The sequence below is a fragment of the Nocardiopsis metallicus genome, from assembly GCF_014201115.1.
GTDB classification, from domain to species: Bacteria; Actinomycetota; Actinomycetes; order Streptosporangiales; family Streptosporangiaceae; genus Nocardiopsis; species Nocardiopsis metallicus.
Map to the genome: position 1 here is coordinate 5179137 of NZ_JACHDO010000001.1, position 22576 is coordinate 5201712.

Genomic DNA, 22576 nt, shown 5'->3' on the forward strand with positions numbered 1-22576 from the left:
GGGACCGCACCCGCCGAGGGAGCGGTCCCTCGCTGTGTACACGGACCCCGGTGCTGAGAGGTCCGCCCTTGTAACCTGGTACCAGGAGTCCACGCTGCGTTCTGGGACCTGTGTTCACACCGGAAGGGGGCGCACGATCGGACGGCATCCTCGCGCCGGTCGACCACTTCGCCGGACAGGGTGAGTGGGCGGATCCCGCCGGGGTTCTGGTAGTCGTCGAGGTCACCTCGTGGGACTCCGACACCAGCACCCGTGGCCGGGTCGAGAAGGCCCGCGCCTACGCCGCCTGTGACATCGGCGTCTACCTGCTGGTGGACCGCGACGACGACAGCGTCACGGTCCACAGCGAGCCCGGGGGCGGCAGGTACCGCGACATCGCCGAGCTCGGCTACGGGCACACCGTCGAGATCCCCGGGGTCGGGGTCACCCTGAGCACAGGCGGCCTCAAGCGGTACGGGCGCTAGATCGTTGATGGGAGCTTTCTGGAGCTCCTGCGCCCGTGCCGACGGGCGACTACCCCGCAGACCGAAACCCGACCGGTGGCCTGTCCTGTGCTTCCGAAACCCTCTCATCCCCGATGATCTTGCTACCAGGAGCAAGTTCGGCGCCCTCGGGTTTCGTGGTTCTCGGAGAAGTGTCCACTTCTGAGTGCTTTGGTGTGAACCTGGACAACAACCCGCCCCGGACACGACAAAGGGAGCATCAACCAGTCACCGCAAAGAGGCTCGCTGATGCTCCCACACCCCACCCTACCCCCGACCCTGCAACGCCTGCTCACCCACTTTTGGCCCCACTTCACCCGACCCACCTTCACCACCTTCACCGCCCTGATCACCGGCCTGATCACCCACACCGGACCCCGCACCGTGTGCGGCATACTCACCGGCTCCGGCCTGGCCCGCCACTGGCACCACGACCGCGCCCACGCCTTCTTCTCCCGCCGCAAATGGAACCCCCACCACCTGGGCCAGACCATGGCCCACCTCATCACCCAGGCCTTCACCCACCCCGGCCAGGACCTGACCCTGGCCATCGATGACACCCTGATCAAACGGTCGGGCCGCCGCGTCTGGGGCCGCTACCGCCAACACGACGGCACCCGACCCAAAAACCACCCCCTGGCCTGGGGTGTGTGCTTCGTGGTCACCGCCCTGGCCATCCGCCTGCCCGGCCGCACCACAGCCCTGGCCCTGCCCACCCTGACCGCGTGCTGGCGACCCCGCCCCACCAAACCAAGCCCCGGCACAGCAGGCCACAACGGCCCCGTGCCCCACCCCCAGACCGCACACACCTCACCCACCGCCGCCACCGCCCGCGTCCTGGACAGCGCCCGCACCCGCCACGCTCAGGCCCACCATGGCCTGCAGCTGCGCCAAGCCAAGGAAGCCGCCCTACCGGCCGGGCACCGCCTGCCCGGCCCCGACCCCACACCCGCCCTCAAAGAGCGCCTGAACCGGTGCGCCCAAGAACTAGCCGCCGCCCAGGCCGCCCATGAGCAGGCCCTGGACCGGGTGCTGCAGGCCACCACCCCCACCACCGGCGGCTCTACCGGTGGCCCCACCGGCCAGGACGAGACCAGCCAGGCCGAGACCGGCCAGCGGCCCACCAAGACCGAGACCGCGATCGCTCTGGCCACCCGCCAAGCCCACCAGTTCCCCGACCGCACCATCCACGTGGTGGCCGATTCGGCCTACCACAGCCCGGCCCTGCGCGTTTTGCCACCCAACCTGACCTGGACTTTTCGTCTGGCGGCCACCGCGGTCCTGCACCAGGTCCCCCCACCCGCACCGGCGGGCACCCCCACCCGGCCCGGCCGTCCCCGCTACGCGGGCCCCCGGTTGGGCACCCCCGAACAGATCGCCGCCACCGCCCACTTCGTCGCTTTGGGCAACGACACCGGCCAGGAGATGGCCGTCATCGACTGCCGGTGGGTGCGCTCCCTGGGTCCCACACCCCTGCGCCTGATTTTGGTGCGCAACCCGCACAGCCCCCAACCCTACGAGGTGGCGTTGTTGAGCACCGACACCACCAGCCCCGCTGAGCAGGTCGTTGCGCGCTATACGGATCGGTGGCCGATCGAGGTGTGTTTCCAGGACAGTCGTGCCCATCTGGGGTTGGAGCAGGCCCAAAACCGAACCCGCGCCGCGGTAGAGCGCACGGTCCCCTTCCAGCTGCTGGCCTACAGCCTGGTGGTGGTCTGGTATCGGTGGCACGGCCAGGGGCAAGCGGACGTGGCTGCCCGCCGCTATCACCAGCCCTGGTATCGGTCCAAGACCGACCTGGCCTTCTCAGACATGATCGCCGCGCTCAGAAGGCAGGTGATCGAACACCGAATATCGTGCAGGGTGCCTGATCTGGGGTTGGGTGGGTTAATCCGAGAGATCGTCAGGGACTGGTTCGACATCGCAGCGTGAGCCGGGCCCACCCGAACCGGACACCTCTGCAAAAACCACGAAACCCGAGGGCGCCGAACTTGCTCCTGGTAGCAAGATCATCTTCGAAGAGGAGGCCGGAACCCTCCCCAGGAGGATCCGCGCCCCCTCAGCCGCCGATCCACTGTCGGCGACCTTTCGTGCTGAGGCGATGGCGGTGACGCAGAAGTCACCGGGGCGGCCGTCCCGTACGGGATGAGCGAGTGTGCCGCGCGCCCGCCGAAATCACCAGAGCCGGGGCGTCAGCGGGCGCGCGGGGTTCGCGGATATCGGTGGTCAGAGCGGCGGTGGCCCGGTCTGGAAGAGTGCCTGTCCCAGCGCCTGCGCGGTGGTCTGGGCCAGGAGCAGGGTGGTGCTGACGGCCACGGCGGGCCAGCCCCGCCAGCGGCGCGGGGCCCGATGGCGGCCCCGGGCGGGGGTCGCGGGGGCGTCGTCGGTCAGGGCGGCCAACGCCTCTTCCAGCCGCCTGGCTTCGCGTTCTTCCTGTGCGCGACGCTGCCGGTCGACCTCGAACCAGTGCGGGGTGGGTCCGTGCTGGAGCATGTGGGCCACCCGGGGGTTGCCTTCCATCTGCCGCAGCAGGCGTGCCTGGCGTTCGGAGTGGGTTTCCGGCGTGCTGAAGTAGGGGCCGGAGTGGCGGTGCTCCCGGGGTGGGGGCGGGGCGGCCAGCGGGCGGTTGGCGCCGGGGCGGGAGAAGCGGTGGCCCCGGGGTGCGGACAGCCGTTGGCGCACCCCGGAGCTCACCTGACGGGAGCCGGTCACCGGTTGGCCTCGCCCGTGGTGGTGTGCGCGGGGAGGGTGAACTCGGCCCAGGTCACGGTGCCCAACCCTTCGCAGAATGGGAAGTCCACCACCGAGCGGGTGCCCCACCGGGTGGCGAGGTGGCCGATGAGCAGCAGGCCCCGGCCGCGCTCGGCCTGCTCCCACTCCTCGATGGTGTGCTGCGGGGTATGCGGGGCCTGGAACTCAGCGGTGTCGGTGCGCTGGCCGTCGTCGACGATCGCGACCTGGAGAGTGTGGGCGGTGGGCGTGTGCAGGGTACGGATCACCCGGCCCTCGGTGTCCTGGCCCGAGCGGGAGTGGTCGCAGGCGTTGGCGAACATCTCGCTGGCGCAAAGCAGCAGGTCCTCAGCCGTCTCAGCGGAGACTTCGGCCAACTGGAGCAGGTCGGCGGCCAGGTCCGCACGCAACTGACCGGTCTGGGCCAGCTGGCCGGGGTAGGTGCGGGAGGGCCAGCGGCGTCCCGCGAACGGGGGTGTGGGGGCGTGGATGTTTGACACAATGGCCATGTCGGCAACTCGCTTTCTGCTGAAACGGGTGTTGGTTGTCGGCCTGCTCTGGGGGTGTTGGTCCACCCGCCAGAGCTTTTTCGTGAGCGCTGAGGCTTCCGGGACCTCAGCAGGGGCACAGGGTCTAGGAGTCGGGCGAGGAGCTGGGGCCCAGGAGGCGGTGGCCGAGTAGGCGCAGGAGCTCGTAGCGGGTGGGGGCGGTGATCCGCTCGAAGGCGTCGCCTTCACCCGTCCAGCCGATCGGGCGTCGGGCCACGTAGACCTCGTGGGGTGGCTGGCCCTCGATGGTCAGGTTCCATTGCTTGTAGAGCAGCGGGCACAACACGTGCTCGGGGACGGGGAGCTCACCGCCATCGGGCGGGTTGGCCTGCAAGCGCACCGGCAGGCGGGGGCCGTCACCACCGACCGCCCGGAGCGTGCGGGGTGGGTTGGGGTGCTCGGCGATGGCCTGGTCGATCAGCTGGGTTGCCAGCTCGGCGTCACCTACTTCGTGAGCGATCCGCAGCGCCTGCCGGATCAGGGGCAGCCGGTGGCGCAGGGTGTGGGAGTGCCACGCGGCCAGTTCGGGCGGGGGCAGGTGCGCGGGAGGCTGCAGGGCCTCGTCGATGACGGTGAGCAGGTCCCTGCTGTAGATATCGCGCATCAGGCCGCCACCCCCAACCGCCGCAGCCCGGCGAGCACGGCCTGGAGCACATCCATAGGCGCGGAGTCCAACGGCCGCCGGGGTGCTGGGATCCGGGGCGGGAGGGGCGAGCGTGAAGACTCACCCAAAGCCAGAGTCCGAGGAGCAGGGGCATAGGCACGCACACGCCGGGCCCGACGGGGGCGATGGGGGCGACGGCGACGCATCGCTTCGGAAGCCAACCAGCGCACATGCGCCAGCTCAGACAGGTTCAGGTATCGCGGCATAGCGCGGCTCCTGGGACTCGAATGCCGCTGGATGAGGGCGACATAGACGAAGGCGGATAACCATCATGCGATACGTGCGATGATTTTCGCAAGATGTGATTCACATCTGGGTGATATGTCTGATTCCCGTTGCCTGGCCTATGATCAGGCAGGCCAGGAGGTGACACATGGTGGCCGACAGCCGGTACAGCCCCAGCGCCAGAAGGCGCCGACTGTCCGCTCTGCTCCGACGCATGCGCGAGGATCGCAACCTCAAGATCGAGAGCGTGAACAAGCAGCTGGGCTGGTCCAGCGGCAAGCTTTCGCGCATGGAACGCAACGAGTGGAAGCTCCCGAGCGTCCGCGACATGAAGGACCTTGCCGAGGTCTACAAGCTGCCCGACGAAATGCGCGACGCCATCGTGTCCTTGGCGAGCGAGTCGCGCCTGCGGGGCTGGTGGATCGATTTCAAGGACGTTCTCAGAGGCGGCCTGGCTGACTTCGAAACCGGCGCCTCGATGATCCGCACCTACGAAGCCTTGCTGATCCCTGGGCTACTCCAGACCCCCGAATACGCTGCTGCGGTACTGCGGGGAAGCCGAGTGCTGAGCGATGACGACATCGAGCGCAAGGTAGCGGGTCGTCTCAAGAGGCAGGAGATCCTCGCTGCGGAGGCCGCTCCGAGTGTGTGGGCGGTGATCGATGAGGCGGCGCTACGCAAGCGAGTCGGCGGGTCCAAGGTGATGGCGGACCAGATCCGACATCTCATCGCCATCGCTGAGCGCCCAAACATCGATATTCAGGTGCTCCGAGACGAAGCTGGCTCCCACGCCGCGATGGAAGGAGCCTTCATGATCTTGGACTTCCCCGACCCAGCAGACTTGCCCCTGGTGTACATAGAGGCCGCGACCGAGGACCTGTACCTGGAACAGCCTGAGGCCATCCAGAACTACGTCGGCATCTTCGGCCACATTTGCAGCTCGGCAGAGTCACCCGAAGCCTCGGTCCGGTACTTGGAATCACTCATCTAGCAAGGACTCCCATGCCTTCATCCACCGACCTGCACTTCCGAAAGTCGTCTTACAGCGGCCGTGGCGACAACTGCGTCGAGGTTGCGGACCTTCCTGTTGGTGCGGCTGTGCGCGACACCCAGAACCGCAACCTCGGGCATATCACTTTCGGGGACAGCTACGAGTGGCAGGCCCTTCTGGCCGTAGCCCGTTCCGCTGGGCGATAGGCCTGGAGATCAAAAAGAGGCCCCGACCGTGATGGTCAGGGCCTCTTCCGCATTCATCCAACGAACACTGTACCCGGGGCCGTTTGGGGCAGGGAGTAAGTTCCGGTGGCCGTAGCTGGTCAAGGGTTCGGGACGTTTTCCTCTGAACTTGGGATGTAGCAGCGGGCAGAGCTGTACATGAGTAACTGAGCACCCCTACCCCCAGAGAAGGACTCAGACATGCGCCTCCCCACCGAAGAACTCACCTTCCACAAGTCCAGCTACAGCGGTGGACAGACTCAGGACTGCGTGAAGGTCGCTGAGCTGCCCACCGGGGCTGCTGTCCGGGACACCCAGAACCGGAGCCTCGGTGCGCTGACCTTCCCCTCCTCGGAGTGGGCCGCCCTTGCGAAGATCGCTCAGGGCGGCCGATAAAGCCAGGTCAGAGGGGCCGTCTTACAGGCCCAGGACTCGGGCCTCGGTCTCCGGATCCAGGCCGACGCGGGGGCGGTCCGGGCGCTGGTCCGGCTCCCCACCGATCGAGACGAGCCAGGCCCAGGTGTCGGTGACGGTCTCCGCCACCGGGCGGCACCGCAGTCCGGTGGCGAGGGCGCGCTCGACGTTTCCCTGGTGCAGGGTCCCGTGCAGCTCACCCGGCGGCAGCCAGACCGGCAGCTCCCGCCACGGGGCGATCCCGGCTTCCTCGATCGCTTCGGGAGGTGTCCAGCGGAACTCGGCGTCGGAACCGGTGGCCTCCCTGCACGCCGTCAGGAAGCTCTCCATCGTGGCGTGGCCGCTCGGGCTGACCATGTTGTAGGGGCCGCTCAAACCCTTCTGGGCGGCGTCGAGGGTCCAGGCGGCCAGGTCGCGGGCGTCGACGTACTGCAACGGCAGGTCACGCGGCCCCGGGGCCAGCACCGGGCCGCCCCGGGCGATGCGGTTCAGCCACCAGGGCAACCGCCCCACGTTCTCGTAGGGCCCCAGGATGAGCCCCGCCCGCACGAACAGCGCCCGGTCGCCGAACACCGCCTCGGCAGCCAGCTCTCCGCCGCGCTTGGCCCGCGCGTAGTCGGTGCCGTCGTGATCGATGGACGACTCCACCACCGGGGCGTCCTCGTCCGCACCGGGCGCACTGGGCACGCCGTGGACGGATCGGCTGGAGACGTAGGCGTAGTGACCGACCCGGCCGGAGAGCAGGCGGGCGGCATCGTGCACCGCTGAGGGCGCGTCCGACCAGGTGTCGACGGCGTAGTCCCACTCCCCCGCCGCCAGCGCGGCGAGGCCCCCGGGTTCAGTGCGGTCGCCGTACAGGGCATGCGCACCGGCGGGGGCCTCGTGCTTCCCGCGATGGAAGACGGTGACGTCCCACCCCCGGGAGAGAGCCTCCTCCACGACCGCTCGCCCAACGAACTCGGTACCGCCCAGAACCAGAAGTCTTGTCATGCGGTCAGTCTGGTGGGCAGCAGCCACAGGGCACCAGAGCTGACTGCTGACAGCAGAACTCAGCGCCGGGCCCGCTCCAGCAGGAGGGCGCGTTCGCGTTCGTTGCGGGTGAGTTCGGCGGCGCGCTCGTACTCGGCCCGGGCCTCCTCGGGGCGGCCGAGGCGTTCGAGCAGGTCGGCGCGGACCGCCGGGAGCAGGTGGTAGTCGGCCAGGGCCTTGGCTCCGCGCAAAGCATCGACGATGCCCAGGGCCGCCCCCGGGCCGAGTGCCATGGAGACGGCCACCGCCCGGTTGAGTTCGATCACGGGTGAACCGGTCCGCCGGACCAGGGCCTCGTAGAGTGCGGCGATCCCGTGCCAGTCGGTGTCCTCGGGCCGGACGGCCACCGCGTGCTTGGCGGCGATTCCGGCCTGGAGGGAGTAGACGCCGCGTGGTTGGGCGGGATCGGAGGGCAGGGAGCTGCGCAGTCCGGCGAGGCCCCGGTTGATGAGCAGCCGGTCCCAGCGGGAGCGGTCCTGTTCGGCGAGGGGGATCGGTTCGCCGTCGGGCCCGGTCCGGGCGCGGAAGCGGGAGGCCTGGAGTTCCATCAGGGCGAGCAGCCCGTGCACCTCGGGTTCCTTGGGCAGCAGTTCGGCGAGGATCCGCCCCAGGCGCATGGCCTCCTCACTGAGTTCGGGGCGCAGCCAGCGCTCCCCCGAGGTCGCCGTGTACCCCTCGTTGAACACCAGGTAGAGGACTTCGAGGACGTCACAGAGGCGGGCGTCGCGGTCCGGTCCGGTGGGGACCTCGAAGCGGACGCCCGCGTCGGCGAGCTTGCGTTTGGCCCGCACCACGCGCTGGGCCACGGTGGGCTCGGGCACGAGGAAGGCGCGGGCGATCTCGTCGGTGGTCAACCCGCCGAGCAGTCGCAGGGTGAGCGCCACCCGCGCCCGGGTGGGCAGGACCGGGTGGCAGCAGACGAACATGAGTTTGAGCAGGTCGTCGCCGTAGTCCTCCTCCAGGACGGCGTCGAACTCGGCCTGCCCGTCACGCTCGGCGACCTCGCGCCCCAGCTCCACCATGCGCAGCCGGAAGCGTTCGTCGCGCCGCCAGCGGTCGAGGACGCGGCGCCGGGCGACGGTGGTCAGCCAGGCACCGGGTTTACGGGGGACACCCTCCTCGGGCCACTTCTCCAGGGCGCTGACCAGGGCGTCCTGGGCGAACTCCTCGGCGAGTCCGACGTCGCCGACCATCCTGGTGAGCGCGGCGACCAGGCGGGCCGACTCGATGCGCCAGACCGCCTCCACCTCGCCTTCGACACCGGTGTGGCCCACGGCACCATCTCAGCACCACGGGCCACACCACGCAACAGGGTTCAAGGCCACGGCTCAGCTGTTGAGGTTCTCCTGCTGGGCGCGCAGGTTCCGCTCGCGCTCCTTGAGCTCCTCGGGCATGTCGTCCATGTCCTCCAGCTCACCGATCCGGCGCAGCTGGAGCTTCATCTCGGTCGGGTCGCCCTTGGGCGGGTGCGGGCACCGCTTGGCCCACTCCACGGCCTCGGCGTGCGAGGACACCTGGATGACCCAGTACCCGGCGATGAACTCCTTGGCCTCGGTGAAGGGGCCGTCGACGACGGTGGCCTCACCGTCGCGGAAGATCACCTCGGCGCCCTCGGCGGTGGGCGTCAGCCCCTCCCCGGTGAGCAGGACCCCGGCCCTGGCCATCTCCTCGTTGTAGGCGCCCATCGCCTCGTAGACCTCGGCTGCGGGCTCCCAGTCCCGGGCCTCGGTCTCGGGGGTGCTCATGATCGACATCAGGTAGCGCATGGTCTTCCCTCTTCCGAGTGCGCGGCGGGGCTCCTCCCCGCTCTCACCCGTACGTCGAACGGGCCGACGACGGATCGACACCCTTCCCGAAGTTTTTTCTACGATTTCCCGCGCCCCTCCCCTGCCCCGGATCGTCCCCCGGTTCACCCAGGTCAGGTTCTATTTCCCGGCCCTTGGCGGCTTGCTCGGCCGCCTAGGCCCTGCGCGAGGAGTTCCGCGGCGCGGGCAGCACCGTCGCCAGTGCGACCAGGACGAGCACCCCGGCGAAGACCGCGGGGAAACGCAGGTCGATCCGGCCGATCAGCCCGCCGAGCAGGGACCCCACCGGTGTGAGCCCGTAGCCGAGGAACCGTGCGCAGGACATCATCCGACCGAGCATGGTGCCGGGCACCACCACCTGGATGGCACTGACCATCACGGTGTCTCAGGCGGTCGCGATACCGCCGAGCAGGACCAGCGTGCCCACCAGGTAGGCGCCCGCGTTGACTGCCAGCGGCAGCGAGGCGGCCACCACGAACAGGAAACCGGCCAGCGGGGCGCCGCCGAAGTCCTCGGTGATGGTCTGGCCGCTGATTAGTTGAAGTCCCGGCCCAGCGGTGTTTTCGCTTTCTTCCTGGGGTTCGCCCGGTCGGGGGGTGCACTGTTCACTTGGGAGGTGCCCCTTTCGCAAAGATTCGGTCGGCATGGCCAACCACAGGCTCCCGAGAAATGGCCTACTACGGGTCACGACACCATTGCTTTCCGCACCCCTGCCGTACCAGCGGGGAGTGGAAGGAACTCCGCCCGATCGCGAACGGCCACACAGGGCGACATTCCGCACGTGTGGCCGTTCACAAAGTGTGGAGATCTCACATCGCTGTCTCCAACCCCATCAGCCAGGAGCGGCCCAGCGAGGCGCTGACCTGGTCGCCGCCCCTCCGTACCAGTTCCTGACTCAGCTCCGGGTGCTTGACGACCCGGTCGGCCGCCTCCATCAACGCCATGTCGCCGCTGTCAATGGCCGCGCGGACGATCCTCTGGTCCACGTGGTCCCGGGTCTGCGCCGCGAACGGGCTGTGGCTCTTGGTGAGGAAGGGACCCCGGTACAGCTCCAACGCCTCCTCGAGACGCCCCTCCTCGAGCCTCGACAGAAGCTCGGCGACATCACAACGGACCCGGCCCTCGAGGTGGTAAAAGCGCCGGTCGCGGTCATACCGCACGTCCAGTCCGAGTTTGCGGGCCCGCAGCGCCAGCGTGGGGAGACTGGAGGGAGCGGGATCGCCCTCGAAGAGGGTGGAGAGCAGCCAGTCCCGGGGCGCAGCGCCGTGGGAGAGCACCAGGACCGCGACCAGTTCCAGGGCCCGTCCGTAGCGGACGGGCACGCCGTCCACGCGGCAACCACCAAGGGTCTGAACCTCGTGTTCAGAGTTCATCGTCACTCCACACTCAGGGGGATGGTAAGAAGTTCTGCTTCTTGGAGGCGGTGTTTGCTTCCGTCTCCACCCTGAGCATCGGCCAGCACGGTATCCACGACCTATCTACGACTTATCGTCGCTGTCAGCGGGCTCCGGACCTGCGGGTTCGAGCCTGCTGGAACCGGGCGGACCGAAGCCGCCGGCAGCGTCCGGCCACCGCCGCCAGACGCGACAGCGGCACCGCCCTGGGCGTAGCGGTGGAAGAACGCCAGACCACCGCTGGCGCGGTTACAGCGCAACAGCACCCAGCGCACCCCGCGGGTGTCGGTACTCATCGTCGATGAGTACCCAGCGGCGGAACCACTTCCCCTTGGCCCCGGCGGAGAGACCCGGCCGAGTACTTTTCCAGCCCTGTTCCGGGAACAGGACGGCCAGCTCCTGGACCGCCAGGGGCCAGCGGTTCTTGCGGGCGAGCGAGCGGAGCAGGGCGTGATGAGGTCTTTGGTGGTGGCTCGAGTCCCAGGACGGGCCAGGTGGGGGCGAGGACCGCGTCGGTGAGTTCGCGCAACCGGTGAGGCCAGCGCCTGGCCGCTACGGTGCTGTCCACGGTCCCCGCCTCGGAATGTTTCGTGCCGGGTTCTTTAGAGGCTCGGAACCAACGCTTCGTCGTGTGCTGACACCGATTCCTGCCGGTAGAAGTGGTCCTCGAACTCCGCTGGCGGCACCAGCCCGATCTCGCCGTGCAGACGGCGGTGGTTGAACCAGTCGATGTACTCGGCCACCGCGATCTCGACCTCGTCCAACCCCTTCCAGGGCCCGCGGTTACGGATCAACTCGGCCTTGAACAGCGAGTGGAACGCCTCGGCCAGAGCGTTGTCGTAGGAATCGCCGGTGGTACCGACCGAGGCCACCGCCCCCGCCTCGGCCAGGCGTTGGGTGTAGCGCACCGCGAGATATTGCACGCCGCGGTCGGAGTGGTGGACCAGACCGTCGATGCGCCGACCGACATGGGACCGGTTCCACACGGCCATTTCCAACGCGTCCAGGGCCAGGCTGGTGTGCAGCGACCTCGCCACCTGCCAGCCCACCACCCGGCGCGAGTGCACGTCGATGACGAACGCGGCGTAGACCCAGCCCGCGAAGGTGCGGATGTAGGTGATGTCGGCAACCCACAGCTGGTTGGGAGCATCAGCGGTGAACGCGCGTTCCACCAGGTCAGGGCGGGTGTCCGAGGCTGTAGTCCCGACCGTGGTGCGGGGTCCCTTGGTGCGGGAGATGCCGCGTAGCCCGGCCCGTTTCATCAGGCGTTGGACCGTGCAGCGGGCTACCCGGTGGCCTTGGCGGTTCAGCTCTGCGTGGACCTTGCGGGCCCCGTACACGGCGTAGTTGTCGGCGTGTACCTGGTGGATCTTGGCGGTGGTGACCTCATCGGTGCGTGAGCGCAGTGACGGGGCCCGGTTCTTGGCGGCGTAGTAGGTGGACGGGGCGACCTGCAAGACGCGGCAGATCGGCTCGACCCCGAACTCCTGCTGGTGGATGTCGATGAACGCGACTATCTGATGTGTGGGCGGTCGAGCTCCGCCGCGAAAAAAGCCGACGCGGACTTGAGGATGGCGTTGGCTCGCCGCAACTCGTGCACTTCGCGTTCAAGTTCGGCCAGGCGTTGGGCCTGGTCGGTGGTGGTGCCGGGGCGGTCTCCGGCGTCGACCTCGGCCTGGGTGACCCAGTTGCGCAGGGTCTCGCGGTTGATGCCCAGCTGGTCGGCGATACGGGCGATGGCACCGCTGCGGCTGGCCGGGTCCCGGCGAGCGTCCACGGCCATGCGGGTGGCACGTTGCCTCAGCTCATCGGGGTATTTCCTCGGTGCTGGCATGTCTCTCATCCTTCCCAGGTTTGAGAGCCTCCATCACACCCGGCACGAAACAGAACTCTTTGTCCTCACAACCATCGATGATCGGGCGGTGGCCGTTTGCGTGCGCGACAAAAGCCCAGATCAGCGTACTTTCACCTGGACACAACACCCCAGAGGCCATCAGGTCAGGGCAAATCGAAAGTACGACTGCAGTACCGGAAAGACCGCCCCCGCAGGGATTCCGTGCGATGCCCGTGTGAAAAACCGAGGCCACACTGTTCACGCGCCCAGTAGGGTCGGACCGTGGCGCCTTACCGTGATCACTCACGACAGGTTTCCACGGCCCGCCCTCCGAACCCGCCGTGCGCCTTTCAACGCAACGGGCTCTCCACGGTTCCTCAACAGGTTGCAGGTCGTGTGGTCCACGGGGTGGGAATCGAATACCCCCTGAACCGATACCGGGACACCGTGACGTTGGATGCGCCACGGAAAACAGATCCCTGATAGGCGAGCCGCCACCCACGATCGGTGAACCGCCGCCTCAACTCACGCAGACCAATATTGGAGTGCTTGCGGCGGATCCAAGAAGACAACCTCCACCAGGAAAAGGAATCCACAGTGGAGAACATCTTCTTGGACACACCATGACGGAAGTAGTTCGCCCACCCCCGAACCATCGTGTCCACCTCCGCGATCTTGCGTTCGGTGGCCGTGTTCCGGGTGGGTCTGTTCGTTGCCCGCCGCACCCCGTCCTTGATCGCCTGAACGGATTTCTTAGACGGGATGGTGTAGACGTACCGACGTCGGGTCCCTCTCTTCACCCTGCGGCGAATATGAAACCCGAGGAAATCGAACCCCTGGTCGATATGGACAACCCCGGTTTTCTCCTCGGCCAAGCGCAGCCCTAACGGGGTCAGTACCTGGCTCACCTCTTCTTTCAAGACCTCGGCCCGGTCACGGCTCCCTTGCACCATGATGACGAAGTCATCAGCGTAACGAACCAGTTTCCAGTTACCGATTCCCTTCTGGCGACGAACACGTCTACGGTATGCACTGGTTTCCCATTGCGCTGCGATGTATTCGTCCAGTGCTGACAACGCGATGTTGGCCAGCAACGGTGACAGGATTCCGCCTTGCGGCGTCCCGGTGATGGTCTCCTCTCGATTCCCGGACTGTGTCATCACGCCGGATTTCAAGAACGATTTCACCAGCGCGTTGGTCCGCTTGTCCTTGACCCGTCCTCTCACCCTATCCATCAAAGAGGTGTGATCGATCTCGTCGAAGCACGCTTTGATGTCGGCTTCCAGAACCCAGTGGTGGTTCTTCACCGGTGAGGCGAGGCTGTGGATCTCGGCGATCGCGTCCTGAGCGCGCCGGTTGGGCCGAAAACCATAGGAGCAGGGAAGGAAGTCCGCCTCGAAGACCGGTTCCAGCACCGCTTTCAGTGATGCCTGAACCACTCTGTCGATCACGGTGGGGATCCCCAGCTTGCGCAGCTTCCCGCCCGCTTTGGGGATCGCCACCCGACGTACTTCACTGGGTCGGAATTCCCCGCTTTTGAGCAGGTCGCGCACCTGTTGGAGGAACGCATCCCTTCCGATACGGGATCGGACCATGTGCACGGTGACCCCGTCGACTCCTGCTGTCCTGGCACCTTTGTTCCGGGCGGTGCGTTCGAACGCATCGACCAGGAACGCCGGATCATAGACCAGGTTGAATACGTCATCGAACCTGCGTGAAGAATCCTCCTTCGCCCATTGATGGAGTTTGGTCTGCATCTTCCGTACCCGAAAGTAGGCGGTATCGGAATCCGGCCATACGATCGAAGCTCCGGTGTTCACCGGTGCGTCTTCGGATCTTGCATTCACCTGTGTTCTCCTTGGAATCGCTGCCGCCCTTCGCCATGTGACCGGCTTTCCCGGTCTCGGACTACTACGGCGTCTCCGCCCCACTGGCCTTCTTCGGTGAGCATCGCACCTATCCTTTCCTTTCTCGATGGCATCGAGAAGGGAAGGGAGTGAGGACCGGTGGTTCCCACGTTCGCTGTTCTCCGATCGACGGGCGAGGTACCCGGCTTTACCCCCGCAGTATCGCCCTGGTTACGCCGTAGACCTTCACCAGGGCCTCCCTGCCAGATCTCACATACCGGCTCGGGAGTTTTCCACCACGAGAGAGAACTATGGTCCTCTCCGTTGGTGGATGCGCACTGCTTTCCAGCCCGGATCCACCGGGTTAGAGCTGGCGAAAAATTAGGGGGTTTTATGGCACCGGTTCCTTTCGTATACCGTCCCATCTCGCTAACCGCGGCATGACCCATCCGGTAGTACTGGGCCATCCAGGCATTGTCAGGGCTGCTTCCCGTCCTTGGCGGCGATCTCCGCTTCAGACTGCCCCTTGCTTCACCTTCTCGCTACGACGAGAAGGCGGCGGAGTTGCTTTCACCTCCACTCGGATATGTGTTTGAACAGCGCCTCGTGGCGCACGTGAGGTTTTCTCAGCGAAATGATCTCTGCGGAGCAGGGTGATTTTCGGATCCCCGCCGGGCCGGACGAGTGGCACCTGGATGCGAGCAGACGTAAAGCCCCTGGTAGGACAGGTCTCACCACAAGATCATGTCCGTAACCACCAGAGGCTTCACGTTGGTCACCTATTCTGCCACCCTCGACGTCCCACGCCACATCGTCGAGTTCCTCGCCCGACACCTGGCCGCCCACCGCCGAAGCATCGCCACTCCGAAGGGCTCACGGGCACTCGGGCCGTTCCGCCAAGCGGTGCTGGTGCTGCGCTGGTTCCGTGAGCGCGGCTGTGTGCACTGCCTGGCCCGTGACGCCGGAATCTCCCAGGCCACCAGCTACCGCTACCTACACGAAGGCATCGACGTCCTCGCCGACCAGGCCCCCGACCTGCACGAAGTCTTGGCCAACTGCCACAACGAAGGGATAGCGCGCGTAGTCTTGGACGGCACGCTGATCGCCTCCGACCGCCTCGCGGGCGTCCGCGAGAACGGCAACGACCTGTGGTTCAGCCAAAAACACAAGGCCTTCGGCGGCAACATCCAGTTCCTATCCGCACCGGACGGCACCCCGCTGTGGGTCTCCGCAGTCGAGCCCGGATCCACCCCCGACATCACCGCCGCCCGCCTCCACGCCCTGCCCGCCCTGTACAAGGCAGCGGCCGAGGGCCTGCCCACCCTGGCTGACAAGGGCTACCAAGGCGCCGGTATCGGCGTGCACACCCCCATCAAGCGCCCTACGGGCCAGGGCGAAGGGGCTCTGCACGTGGACACACGGATGTATAACGCGCTGTTGCGGCACGTGCGTGCGCTCGGTGAGCGCACCGCCGCCGAACTCAAGGAGCGCTGGCGGACGCTGAAGTACGTCACGCTTAGCCCGAGCCGGATCGGAGACATCGCCCGTGCGGCTCTTGTCCTCAACAGGCAGTGGAAATGATCTTCGCTGAGAAAACCTCAGTGCGCGGGGCCGCGGAGACACCGACACGAAATCCCACGGCCCCTGCCAGGGTCGCATCCCGCGAACACCGGACTGAATGTCCACAGCAGAAGGGAACAGCATGCCGGACAGCAACAACTGGCTCCGCTCGAACTCGATTCTGGGTGCCGCCCTCGGCGTCCTGGCCGTCCTCACCGTCGTCTTCCTCCTCACTCTGGGGGGCGCGGCTCAGATCGCCCTGACCGGGGTGGGCGTGGCGGGCATCCTCTTCCTGGCCGCGAAGATCAGCCAGAACCGGCGGGCGGCGCACGGGTCCCGTTAGGGGAGCCGCGCGGCCCGGACCAGCGCGGCCCCGCGCGGAGGAACGAAGACCACCTCCGAGCGGGCCGCCCCATCCCCCACAGGACGACCGAGGAGGTCCTTGAACCTCTTACCGACTACCACCGAAGAAGGAACCGCACAGGACACCAGTCCACCGCCTCCAGGACCGGGGCCGACGGGATCTCTCCCGCCGGCCCCGGTCCTCTTTGCTCCCCGAAAAGACATCCACACCCCCTGAACTGCATGGATGGAAAAACCCAGAAGAAATTTCCCGATGTGACTCTCGCGTGAAGGCCAAGAGAAAAACGTCCGGCATATTACTGATTGTCCGAAGGGAACGGAGATGAAAACCCGGCCCCGAAAGCGGGCCAAGAGAACAATCGACCAAAGGAGCCCCGAATGACCGCCTACTCGGTACTCGTTCCCTTTCTTCCACGCCGGCCGGAGCAGATTCTTCCGCTCGCCGCAATGGTGAAGTGGACGCACGCCGAGCGGCTCTGGCAGGGACAGGCGCTGTTGATGGAGCCCCACCAGGGGTTCGTGAGCGCCGCCGCCTCGGGGTTTCGGGTGCCGGTCGGACTGGGCGTCACCCTGATGCCGCTGCGCCACCCCTACGAGGCGGCCCTGCAAGCCCGTTCCGTGGCGATGACGACCGGGCACTCGGTGGTCGCGGGCTTCGGCCCCGGATCCCGCGCCTTCCAGGCCGGTTTGCTGGGCGCCCCCTACGCCAGCCCTCTCACCGCGGCACGTGAGTACCTGGCCGCGGTCCGCGGGCTCCTCGACGGTGAGGTGGTCCAGAACGAGGGCCGGTACTTCAACATCTCCGCGCAACTGCCCCCCGCGGCGGCCCCCCGGGTGGACGTCGGTCTCGGAGTCCTGCGACCGGGCATGGCGGGGGTCGCGGGGGAGTTCGCCGACGTGGCGATCACCTGGCTGACCCCGCCCGACTACCTCAGGGACATCCTCGTCCCGGCCATCCGCAAGAGCGCCGAGGAGGCCGGGCGCCCCTGCCCGCGAATCACGGCGATGGTGCCGGTCGCCCTAGAAAGAGCGCAGGTGAGCGCATCGGAGCTGGCCCTGGCCAGTAACGCCGGCCACATCCAGGCACCCCATTACATCGACATGCTCCGCCGGGCCGGGGTCCAGGTCTCGGGTGAGGACCCGGGGGAAACCGCCCGCGCCCTGGTCGAGGCCAACGCCTTCGTCAGCGGTGCCCCGGAAGAGGTCGCCGCCCTCCTGGACCAGTACCGGCGAGCCGGTGTGGACGAGATCGTCCTCAACGCCACCGGAGTACGGAAGCGGTGCGGAGAACTGGAGGCCGTGAACGACCTGAAGACGATCCTCGCGGCGGTGGCGCCGTGACAGGGACCCAGAACAGCGCACAGACGACACCGACGGGAAACGGAACCATGGACAGAGCCGAGTTGAGACGGGTCAAGCAGCACCTGATGTCCTGGGGCACCGGGCAGGCCGTACCAGGCAGCCCGGCACCCGCAAGCGTGGCGACGATCGTCACCGCGGATCCGGCACACATCGCGGGTCTGGCTCAGAGCGGCCTGATCGGCCCCGGAACCGTGGTTCTGGCTCCCGGCCCGGACACACCCGGCGCGGTGGGCTTCGACGGTGCCCTGGACGAGCCGGGCACCGAGATCTCCATCGGTGACGACTTCTTCCTCCAGACCCAGGACTACGCGACCAGCGAGTTCATGTCGATCATCGGACCCACCCTCGTCCGGGTCAGTGACGCCGCGGACTTCCGTCACTTCCTGTCCGACGCCGACCGGGCCTACGCAGAGGGGGTCTTTCCCGAGTTCGCCACCGCCCCGGCGGTGCGGATCGCCGACCTCCCGGGGCTGGGAGCGTCCCCGGACGGGGACGGTCCGAGGACGCGCCTGTACGTCAACACCGAGGGCGACATCTCCACCTCTCCCGCTGGCAGCGTCCTCGGCCGGGTAGGGGACCCGCTCAGCGCACTCCAGGCGAGTTGGGACCGGGCCAACACGGAGAGCCCCCTCCCGTGCTCGGTCTGTCTCGGGGCCACCGTCCCCGAGGCGGAGCGGAGCCGGGAACTACTCGAACGCCCCTGGCTGGGCCGCTACCTGGACGTCCTCCCGGCCCTGCGCACCATGACCGTCAACAACGTCGGCGGACTACGGGTCTCGGGGTTCGGCGGACGGATCACCCAGGGTTTCGCGGAGACCGGTCACGACCATGACCTGCGCGAACCCTCGACCCCGGTCGTGATGTGGGATGACGAGCGCGGTTACGTCTACGACCTCGCGAGCGACCGCGTCTTCGCCGTCGAGCACATCGCGGCCTCGGCCGCCGAGCTGATCCTGGCCACCGGTTCGGTCCGCGACGCCGCCGAGTACGCGCGCCCCGAGGCGCTGTCCCAGGTCGAGCGTTTCTTCACCGACGCGGGAGCGCCCCTGGTTTCCCGCGGCGTCCTGGCGGGGGTGTGACCCGATGACCGCCGCCCTTGCCCCCTCAGTCCCGCCGTCACCGGGCCTGGCCGGACGCACTATCGCCGAGCTGGGAGAACGCGCCCGCCTCAGCGACATCTACGGCCCCGACGGCGCCGATGTCTACCACGACCTGTCAGCCGGGGATACCGGTGAGGTGCGCGAGCTGGTCCGCCTGGTCCGGAACCGTCCTGGACCCGTACTGGACCTGGCCGCGGGTTCGGGACGCATCACCCTGCCGCTGCTGGCCCTGGGCCGCAGCGTCACCGCCCTGGACCTGTCCCAGGACATGCTCCTCCTGCTCACCGACCGGCTCGCACAGGCACCCGCCCGACTGCGGGAACGGTGCTCGGTGGTCCACGGGGACATGGCCGACTTCCGTCTCGGAACCGAGTTCACCTCGGTGGTACTGGGCACCACATCGGTCTCGCTGCTCACCCCGGGTTCACGTACCGGCCTCTACCGAAGCGTGGCCGAACACCTCGCACCCGGCGGGCGGCTGCTGGTCTCCTGCCTGGATCGCGGTGAGGGACCCGACGAGGCCGTGACGGAGGCGATAGGCGCCAGCGGAATCCGCTACCGCGTACACGACCACTGGCCCGTGGGCGCCGACCACCGCACCGTGACCATCATGCCCGCTGAACTGCCCCAGGGCCCGGTCCAGGTGTGCACGGGACGCGTGGGTGTGGTGGGAGCCGAACTCTTGACCACCGAACTCACCTCCGCGGGCTTCACCGTCCTGGAACGCCACCTGCTGACAGAGCCCGGACAAAGGCACCGAGTCACCCTGATCGAAGCGGAGACCACGCGATGAGCGAGACCCCCCAGGCGCTCTGGCCCTACCTGATGCCGCCGAGCGCGCACGGCGACGACAAACTGTGCTCCGTCTCGGCCGGCGGACACCGGATCCGGTTCGCGGACGGACGTGAACTGCTCGACGGTTCGAGCGGTCTGTGGAACACCAACCTCGGCTACGGCAACACCGCCATCGCGGACGCGATCGCCGAGGCGGCCCGAGACGCCTCCTACCTCAGTGCCTTTCGATACGAAAACTCCTATGCCCGCCGGGCCGCCGAAGACCTGGTCGAGGTCACCGGTCCCGACCACTACTCCCGAGTGCTGTTCTCCTCTTCCGGAGGCGCGGCCAACGACGTGGCCCTGAAGGTGGCCCGCCACTACCACGTCCTGATCGGCCGTCCCCGCCGCAATCTGGTGGTCAGTATGCGCGGCAGCTTCCACGGCCTGACCTTCGGGGGTTTCGCCCTCACCGGAGAGGACCTGGGACAACGTGTCTACGGCGTGGACCAGCGGCTGATCAGGCACGTGTCACCCAACGAGATCACCGAGCTGAACACTCTGATGTCCCGCAGCGCCAGTCAGATCGCCGCCGTCGTGGTCGAGCCGGTTCTGGGGACGGGAACGGTCCCGCTCAGCGAGGAGTACGTCGCCGAACTGCTGCGTCTGCGTGCCGAGCACGGCTTCCTCCTCATAGCGGACGAGGTGGCCACGGGTTTCGGTCGGACCGGGACCTTCTTCGCCTCCCAGCGCTGGCCCGAACAGCCAGATCTGCTCCTCACCTCCAAGGGCCTGACCAACGGCACCTGCCCGGCCTCGGCCGTGATCGCCTCCCGTCGTGTGGCGGACACCTTCGCCGAGCACGACGCCGTGCTGGGACACGCGGAGACCCAGGGCGGGAGCCCTGTCCCCTGCGCGGCGATCTCGGCGACCATCGGTGAAATGCGTCGGCTGGACGCGGTCGCGGCAGGTCAGGCGCTGGGTGAATCCCTGGCGGCCGGGCTGGACGCACTGGTCGCGGAGGTCCCCCAGGCGACAGGTGTCACCGGAGTGGGTTGCTTCCGCACGGTCGAGGTCGTCGGACCTGACGGATGCGCGCTCGCTCCCGATCAGGTCGCGTCCCTGGTCGCGGCGATCCGTACTGCGGGAGCCATCGTGCACCCGGGTCCGGGCGGGGTCCAGCTCATCCCCGCTCTGACCTACGACGAGGCGGACCTGGCCGAACTCCTGCACTGCGTTCGGCGCGGGATCATCACCCACCACGAGGCCCTGGTCTCCAACGCCTTCGAGTCGGTGACGGTATGAGCGCCGAGTTCACGGCCCCGCCGGCCCCGATGCCCGGTGTCGGCCACCTAGCCGCCTGGTTGCGCCGCGACGCCGCGCACCGAGTGACCGTGCTCCACGACCCGGCCGTGTCCGGCCAGCCGATCCTGGCCGCCGTACTCGCCCAGATCGAAGCCGCGGGCAAGAGGCAGAAGGCTCTGTCCCTGTCCGGCCCGGGAAGCCGGGACTCGATCCTGGCCCTGGCCGAAGGGCTGGACGAGGAAGAACTGATCGTCGGCGTAGGCGGCGGTTCGGTCCTGGACCAGGCCAAGCTGGCGGTGCTGTTCAGGTCCTCTCCCGAGGCCCTGGCCCGGGTATCGGCTCCCCAACGCAGCGGCATGGTGGCCCTGCCTCCACACATGGGCGCGTCCGTACGGGTCATCGCCGTACCGACCACGCTGGGAACCGGAAGCGAGCTGAGCACGGTGGCCTGTGTGGCCCACGCGGGGGGGAAGCGGCTCGTCACCGGTCCGTGCCTCCGCCCGGTGGCCGCGATCCTGGACCCCGAAGCCACACGGACGCTGCCCCCGCGCCTGGTATCGGAAGGCGTGCTCGAAGCGCTCTTCCGCACGGTGAGCCCCTACGTAGGGGACCTCACCGTCCGGCCCGGGCCGGACGCCCTCACGGAGGACCTGGCCGCCAGGCTGGTCCGCGCGGGCGACCGAATCAGCCGGATGCGCGCCGACGGCCTGCCTATCGACCCCTCCACCCGGATACGGGTGGCCGAACTGAGCGGGCAGTCCCAGGCCGGTCCGACCAACCTGGGGCGCGACCCCTACTCCGTCAAGGGTTGGCTGCTCGGCAACGAGCTCTCGTCAGAGCTCGGCCTGTCCAAGATGCACTCAATCGCGGCGATCTGGCCCGCTTTGTGGCGCCGGATCGCCGACGGTGACAGCCGACTGGGCGATGCCCGGCGGTTGGACCGGATCTGGGGGTACATGCGCGGCCAGGCCCCCCGGCTGCCCTCCGACCCGGTGCGCGGGATCGCGGAGCTGGTCGACTCCTGGCGGGTCGACCGGCGGATCAACGCCACACCCGCCCAGGTGGACGCCACCGTCACCCGTGTGATGCGCGCCTGGGGAGCCGGGCTCCCGATGCTCGGCGGCCTGTACACCCACGAGGTGCGCGAACTGCTCACCGAGGCGGTCTCGGACGAAAAGTCCCCGCCCGGTCGGCCCGTGCCCCCCCATGACTTCCGCTTCCCCGGCCCCGAGCCTGGCGAAGCGGTAGGGAAAACAACCGATCACCCAAGAGAAACGAGAACACCATGAGCGAGTCCTTCGAGAACGAGACCAAGTCCACCGAACTGGCCCCGGCCCTGGAGCTGGAGATGCAGGAGCTGGAGGCCATGGAGGCCCCCGGTTGGGCCACGGTCAGCGGTGTCAGCGTCGGCATCAGCATCGTCTCCGTCGCCTGGAGCATCACCTGATCCCGCACCCCCTCACCCCCCACTTCACCACTCGGCAGGAAACAGGAAAGAGGAAGCGCATGACGAACGAGCAGAGCACCACCGCGCAGTCGGCCGTCAACCCCGAGCTGGAGCTGGAGATGCAGGAACTGGAAGCCATGGAGGCCCCCGGCTTCTGGACCGGCGTGTCCGTCGGCGTCGCCATCAGCGCCAGCGTGGCCACCTCCGTCGCCATCACCTGACCCCGACCGCGCAGAGTCCGCACGCAGAAACAACCCCACACAGAAAGAGGAAGCGCATGACGAACGAGCAGAGCACCACCGCGCAGTCGGCCGTCAACCCCGAGCTGGAGCTGGAGATGCAGGAACTGGAGGCCATGGAGGCCCCCGGCTTCTGGACCGGCGTGTCCGTCGGCGTCGCCATCAGCGCCAGCGTGGCCACCTCCGTCGCCATCACCTGACCCCGACAGCACACCAAGGACGGTCACAGCCGTCCCCCA

At 67.8% G+C, this 22576-nt stretch carries 25 protein-coding genes, 1 pseudogene and 1 other annotated feature; of the genes and pseudogenes, 15 read left to right on the forward strand and 11 right to left on the reverse strand.

What is annotated here, in order from left to right; genetic code table 11:
• Positions 1-122: 122 nt before the first annotated feature.
• Both HNR07_RS22690 and HNR07_RS22695 read left to right on the forward strand, forming a co-directional pair.
• Positions 123-464, forward strand: a pseudogene (locus HNR07_RS22690) (Uma2 family endonuclease); the annotation flags it as partial.
• Between the two features lie 267 nt (positions 465-731).
• Entirely contained in the window at positions 732-2414 is a 1683-nt protein-coding gene (locus HNR07_RS22695) for a transposase (protein WP_184366703.1), read from the forward strand.
• Positions 2415-2708: 294 nt separating this feature from the next.
• Here the strand turns inward: HNR07_RS22695 and HNR07_RS34445 are convergent, their stop codons facing one another.
• The 3 genes from HNR07_RS34445 to HNR07_RS22710 all read right to left on the reverse strand — a co-directional run bounded on the left by HNR07_RS34445 (position 2709) and on the right by HNR07_RS22710 (position 4364).
• Positions 2709-3194 (reverse strand): hypothetical protein, encoded by a 486-nt coding sequence (locus tag HNR07_RS34445; protein WP_184366704.1) that lies wholly within the window; start codon positions 3192-3194, stop codon positions 2709-2711.
• Positions 3191-3721 carry an ATP-binding protein gene (locus HNR07_RS22705; protein WP_184366705.1) on the reverse strand — a complete coding sequence of 177 codons (531 nt, stop codon included), beginning with the start codon at positions 3719-3721 and terminating at the stop codon, positions 3191-3193. Before HNR07_RS22705 ends, HNR07_RS34445 begins: the two co-directional genes overlap by 4 nt.
• A 124-nt stretch (positions 3722-3845) precedes the next feature.
• Positions 3846-4364 (reverse strand): hypothetical protein, encoded by a 519-nt coding sequence (locus HNR07_RS22710; protein WP_184366706.1) that lies wholly within the window; start codon positions 4362-4364, stop codon positions 3846-3848.
• Between the two features lie 433 nt (positions 4365-4797).
• On the opposite strand from HNR07_RS22710, the gene HNR07_RS22715 reads away from it, so the two are divergent.
• The 3 genes from HNR07_RS22715 (at position 4798) to HNR07_RS22725 (ending at position 6260) form a co-directional block, all read left to right on the forward strand.
• Positions 4798-5640, forward strand: coding sequence for a helix-turn-helix domain-containing protein (locus tag HNR07_RS22715; protein ID WP_184366707.1), 843 nt, complete (start codon positions 4798-4800; stop codon positions 5638-5640).
• Between the two features lie 11 nt (positions 5641-5651).
• Positions 5652-5846, forward strand: a complete 195-nt coding sequence (locus tag HNR07_RS22720; RefSeq protein ID WP_184366708.1) for a DUF397 domain-containing protein — start codon at positions 5652-5654, stop codon at positions 5844-5846.
• Positions 5847-6065: 219 nt separating this feature from the next.
• The gene (locus HNR07_RS22725; protein ID WP_184366709.1) at positions 6066-6260 is read left to right on the forward strand and encodes a DUF397 domain-containing protein; all 195 of its coding nucleotides are present in this window, start codon (positions 6066-6068) and stop codon (positions 6258-6260) included.
• A gap of 21 nt (positions 6261-6281) precedes the next feature.
• On the opposite strand, the gene HNR07_RS22730 is transcribed toward HNR07_RS22725, so the two are convergent.
• The 8 genes from HNR07_RS22730 to ltrA form a co-directional block, all read right to left on the reverse strand.
• Positions 6282-7268: an NAD-dependent epimerase/dehydratase family protein gene (locus HNR07_RS22730; protein ID WP_184366710.1), complete on the reverse strand. Its 987-nt coding sequence runs from the start codon at positions 7266-7268 to the stop codon at positions 6282-6284.
• 59 nt (positions 7269-7327) lie between these two features.
• Positions 7328-8581, reverse strand: a complete 1254-nt coding sequence (locus HNR07_RS22735) for an RNA polymerase sigma factor (protein ID WP_184366711.1) — start codon at positions 8579-8581, stop codon at positions 7328-7330.
• 54 nt (positions 8582-8635) lie between these two features.
• Positions 8636-9073 (reverse strand): YciI family protein, encoded by a 438-nt coding sequence (locus HNR07_RS22740; protein ID WP_184366712.1) that lies wholly within the window; start codon positions 9071-9073, stop codon positions 8636-8638.
• A 193-nt stretch (positions 9074-9266) separates the two neighbouring features.
• On the reverse strand, positions 9267-9488 hold the full coding sequence (locus HNR07_RS22745) for a hypothetical protein (protein WP_184366713.1): 222 nt from the start codon (positions 9486-9488) through the stop codon (positions 9267-9269).
• A gap of 9 nt (positions 9489-9497) precedes the next feature.
• The gene (locus HNR07_RS22750; RefSeq protein ID WP_184366714.1) at positions 9498-9758 is read right to left on the reverse strand and encodes a hypothetical protein; all 261 of its coding nucleotides are present in this window, start codon (positions 9756-9758) and stop codon (positions 9498-9500) included.
• A gap of 163 nt (positions 9759-9921) precedes the next feature.
• Positions 9922-10485, reverse strand: a complete 564-nt coding sequence (locus HNR07_RS22755) for a hypothetical protein (protein WP_184366715.1) — start codon at positions 10483-10485, stop codon at positions 9922-9924.
• A gap of 623 nt (positions 10486-11108) precedes the next feature.
• A protein-coding gene (locus HNR07_RS22760; RefSeq protein ID WP_246420228.1) for an IS3 family transposase occupies positions 11109-12340 on the reverse strand; the annotation gives its coding sequence in 2 pieces (ribosomal slippage) (positions 11109-12055 and positions 12055-12340; 1233 coding nt in all).
• Positions 11949-12062, reverse strand: a sequence feature (AL1L pseudoknot). It overlaps the preceding gene by 114 nt.
• A gap of 377 nt (positions 12341-12717) precedes the next feature.
• Entirely contained in the window at positions 12718-14187 is a 1470-nt protein-coding gene (gene ltrA, locus HNR07_RS22765; RefSeq protein ID WP_221318691.1) for a group II intron reverse transcriptase/maturase, read from the reverse strand.
• 771 nt (positions 14188-14958) lie between these two features.
• Here ltrA and HNR07_RS22770 point away from each other — a divergent pair.
• The 10 genes from HNR07_RS22770 (at position 14959) to HNR07_RS22815 (ending at position 22537) form a co-directional block, all read left to right on the forward strand.
• Positions 14959-15768, forward strand: a complete 810-nt coding sequence (locus tag HNR07_RS22770) for a transposase family protein (RefSeq protein ID WP_184372057.1) — start codon at positions 14959-14961, stop codon at positions 15766-15768.
• Between the two features lie 121 nt (positions 15769-15889).
• Positions 15890-16090 carry a hypothetical protein gene (locus tag HNR07_RS22775; protein ID WP_184366716.1) on the forward strand — a complete coding sequence of 67 codons (201 nt, stop codon included), beginning with the start codon at positions 15890-15892 and terminating at the stop codon, positions 16088-16090.
• 467 nt (positions 16091-16557) lie between these two features.
• Complete coding sequence (locus HNR07_RS22780; protein ID WP_246420457.1) at positions 16558-17451, forward strand: LLM class flavin-dependent oxidoreductase; 894 nt, start codon at positions 16558-16560, stop codon at positions 17449-17451.
• 47 nt (positions 17452-17498) lie between these two features.
• Positions 17499-18551 (forward strand): daptide biosynthesis RiPP recognition protein, encoded by a 1053-nt coding sequence (gene mpaB, locus HNR07_RS22785; protein WP_184366718.1) that lies wholly within the window; start codon positions 17499-17501, stop codon positions 18549-18551.
• A 4-nt stretch (positions 18552-18555) separates the two neighbouring features.
• Complete coding sequence (mpaM, locus tag HNR07_RS22790; protein ID WP_184366719.1) at positions 18556-19365, forward strand: daptide-type RiPP biosynthesis methyltransferase; 810 nt, start codon at positions 18556-18558, stop codon at positions 19363-19365.
• Positions 19362-20651, forward strand: coding sequence for a daptide-type RiPP biosynthesis aminotransferase (mpaD, locus tag HNR07_RS22795; RefSeq protein WP_184366720.1), 1290 nt, complete (start codon positions 19362-19364; stop codon positions 20649-20651). The genes mpaM and mpaD overlap by 4 nt, the downstream gene beginning before the upstream one ends.
• Entirely contained in the window at positions 20648-21940 is a 1293-nt protein-coding gene (gene mpaC, locus HNR07_RS22800; protein ID WP_184366721.1) for a daptide-type RiPP biosynthesis dehydogenase, read from the forward strand. Before mpaD ends, mpaC begins: the two co-directional genes overlap by 4 nt.
• Entirely contained in the window at positions 21937-22098 is a 162-nt protein-coding gene (locus tag HNR07_RS22805; protein WP_184366722.1) for a daptide-type RiPP, read from the forward strand. Before mpaC ends, HNR07_RS22805 begins: the two co-directional genes overlap by 4 nt.
• A gap of 59 nt (positions 22099-22157) precedes the next feature.
• The gene (locus HNR07_RS22810; RefSeq protein ID WP_184366723.1) at positions 22158-22319 is read left to right on the forward strand and encodes a daptide-type RiPP; all 162 of its coding nucleotides are present in this window, start codon (positions 22158-22160) and stop codon (positions 22317-22319) included.
• 56 nt (positions 22320-22375) lie between these two features.
• Positions 22376-22537 (forward strand): daptide-type RiPP, encoded by a 162-nt coding sequence (locus HNR07_RS22815; RefSeq protein WP_184366723.1) that lies wholly within the window; start codon positions 22376-22378, stop codon positions 22535-22537.
• The last annotated feature ends 39 nt before the right edge of the window (positions 22538-22576 follow it).

What these genes read in the sequence shown, in the direction of transcription:
- HNR07_RS22695 (WP_184366703.1), top strand. Translation starts at nt 732, where the DNA reads ATGCTCCCACACCCCACCCTACCCCCGACCCTGCAACGCCTGCTCACC.
- HNR07_RS22705 (WP_184366705.1), bottom strand. Translation starts at nt 3,721, where the DNA reads ATGGCCATTGTGTCAAACATCCACGCCCCCACACCCCCGTTCGCGGGA.
- HNR07_RS22710 (WP_184366706.1), bottom strand. Translation starts at nt 4,364, where the DNA reads ATGCGCGATATCTACAGCAGGGACCTGCTCACCGTCATCGACGAGGCC.
- HNR07_RS22715 (WP_184366707.1), top strand. Translation starts at nt 4,798, where the DNA reads ATGGTGGCCGACAGCCGGTACAGCCCCAGCGCCAGAAGGCGCCGACTG.
- HNR07_RS22720 (WP_184366708.1), top strand. Translation starts at nt 5,652, where the DNA reads ATGCCTTCATCCACCGACCTGCACTTCCGAAAGTCGTCTTACAGCGGC.
- HNR07_RS22725 (WP_184366709.1), top strand. Translation starts at nt 6,066, where the DNA reads ATGCGCCTCCCCACCGAAGAACTCACCTTCCACAAGTCCAGCTACAGC.
- HNR07_RS22730 (WP_184366710.1), bottom strand. Translation starts at nt 7,268, where the DNA reads ATGACAAGACTTCTGGTTCTGGGCGGTACCGAGTTCGTTGGGCGAGCG.
- HNR07_RS22740 (WP_184366712.1), bottom strand. Translation starts at nt 9,073, where the DNA reads ATGCGCTACCTGATGTCGATCATGAGCACCCCCGAGACCGAGGCCCGG.
- HNR07_RS22745 (WP_184366713.1), bottom strand. Translation starts at nt 9,488, where the DNA reads ATGGTCAGTGCCATCCAGGTGGTGGTGCCCGGCACCATGCTCGGTCGG.
- HNR07_RS22750 (WP_184366714.1), bottom strand. Translation starts at nt 9,758, where the DNA reads ATGCCGACCGAATCTTTGCGAAAGGGGCACCTCCCAAGTGAACAGTGC.
- HNR07_RS22755 (WP_184366715.1), bottom strand. Translation starts at nt 10,485, where the DNA reads ATGAACTCTGAACACGAGGTTCAGACCCTTGGTGGTTGCCGCGTGGAC.
- HNR07_RS22775 (WP_184366716.1), top strand. Translation starts at nt 15,890, where the DNA reads ATGCCGGACAGCAACAACTGGCTCCGCTCGAACTCGATTCTGGGTGCC.
- HNR07_RS22780 (WP_246420457.1), top strand. Translation starts at nt 16,558, where the DNA reads ATGGTGAAGTGGACGCACGCCGAGCGGCTCTGGCAGGGACAGGCGCTG.
- mpaB (WP_184366718.1), top strand. Translation starts at nt 17,499, where the DNA reads ATGGACAGAGCCGAGTTGAGACGGGTCAAGCAGCACCTGATGTCCTGG.
- mpaM (WP_184366719.1), top strand. Translation starts at nt 18,556, where the DNA reads ATGACCGCCGCCCTTGCCCCCTCAGTCCCGCCGTCACCGGGCCTGGCC.
- mpaD (WP_184366720.1), top strand. Translation starts at nt 19,362, where the DNA reads ATGAGCGAGACCCCCCAGGCGCTCTGGCCCTACCTGATGCCGCCGAGC.
- mpaC (WP_184366721.1), top strand. Translation starts at nt 20,648, where the DNA reads ATGAGCGCCGAGTTCACGGCCCCGCCGGCCCCGATGCCCGGTGTCGGC.
- HNR07_RS22805 (WP_184366722.1), top strand. Translation starts at nt 21,937, where the DNA reads ATGAGCGAGTCCTTCGAGAACGAGACCAAGTCCACCGAACTGGCCCCG.
- HNR07_RS22810 (WP_184366723.1), top strand. Translation starts at nt 22,158, where the DNA reads ATGACGAACGAGCAGAGCACCACCGCGCAGTCGGCCGTCAACCCCGAG.
- HNR07_RS22815 (WP_184366723.1), top strand. Translation starts at nt 22,376, where the DNA reads ATGACGAACGAGCAGAGCACCACCGCGCAGTCGGCCGTCAACCCCGAG.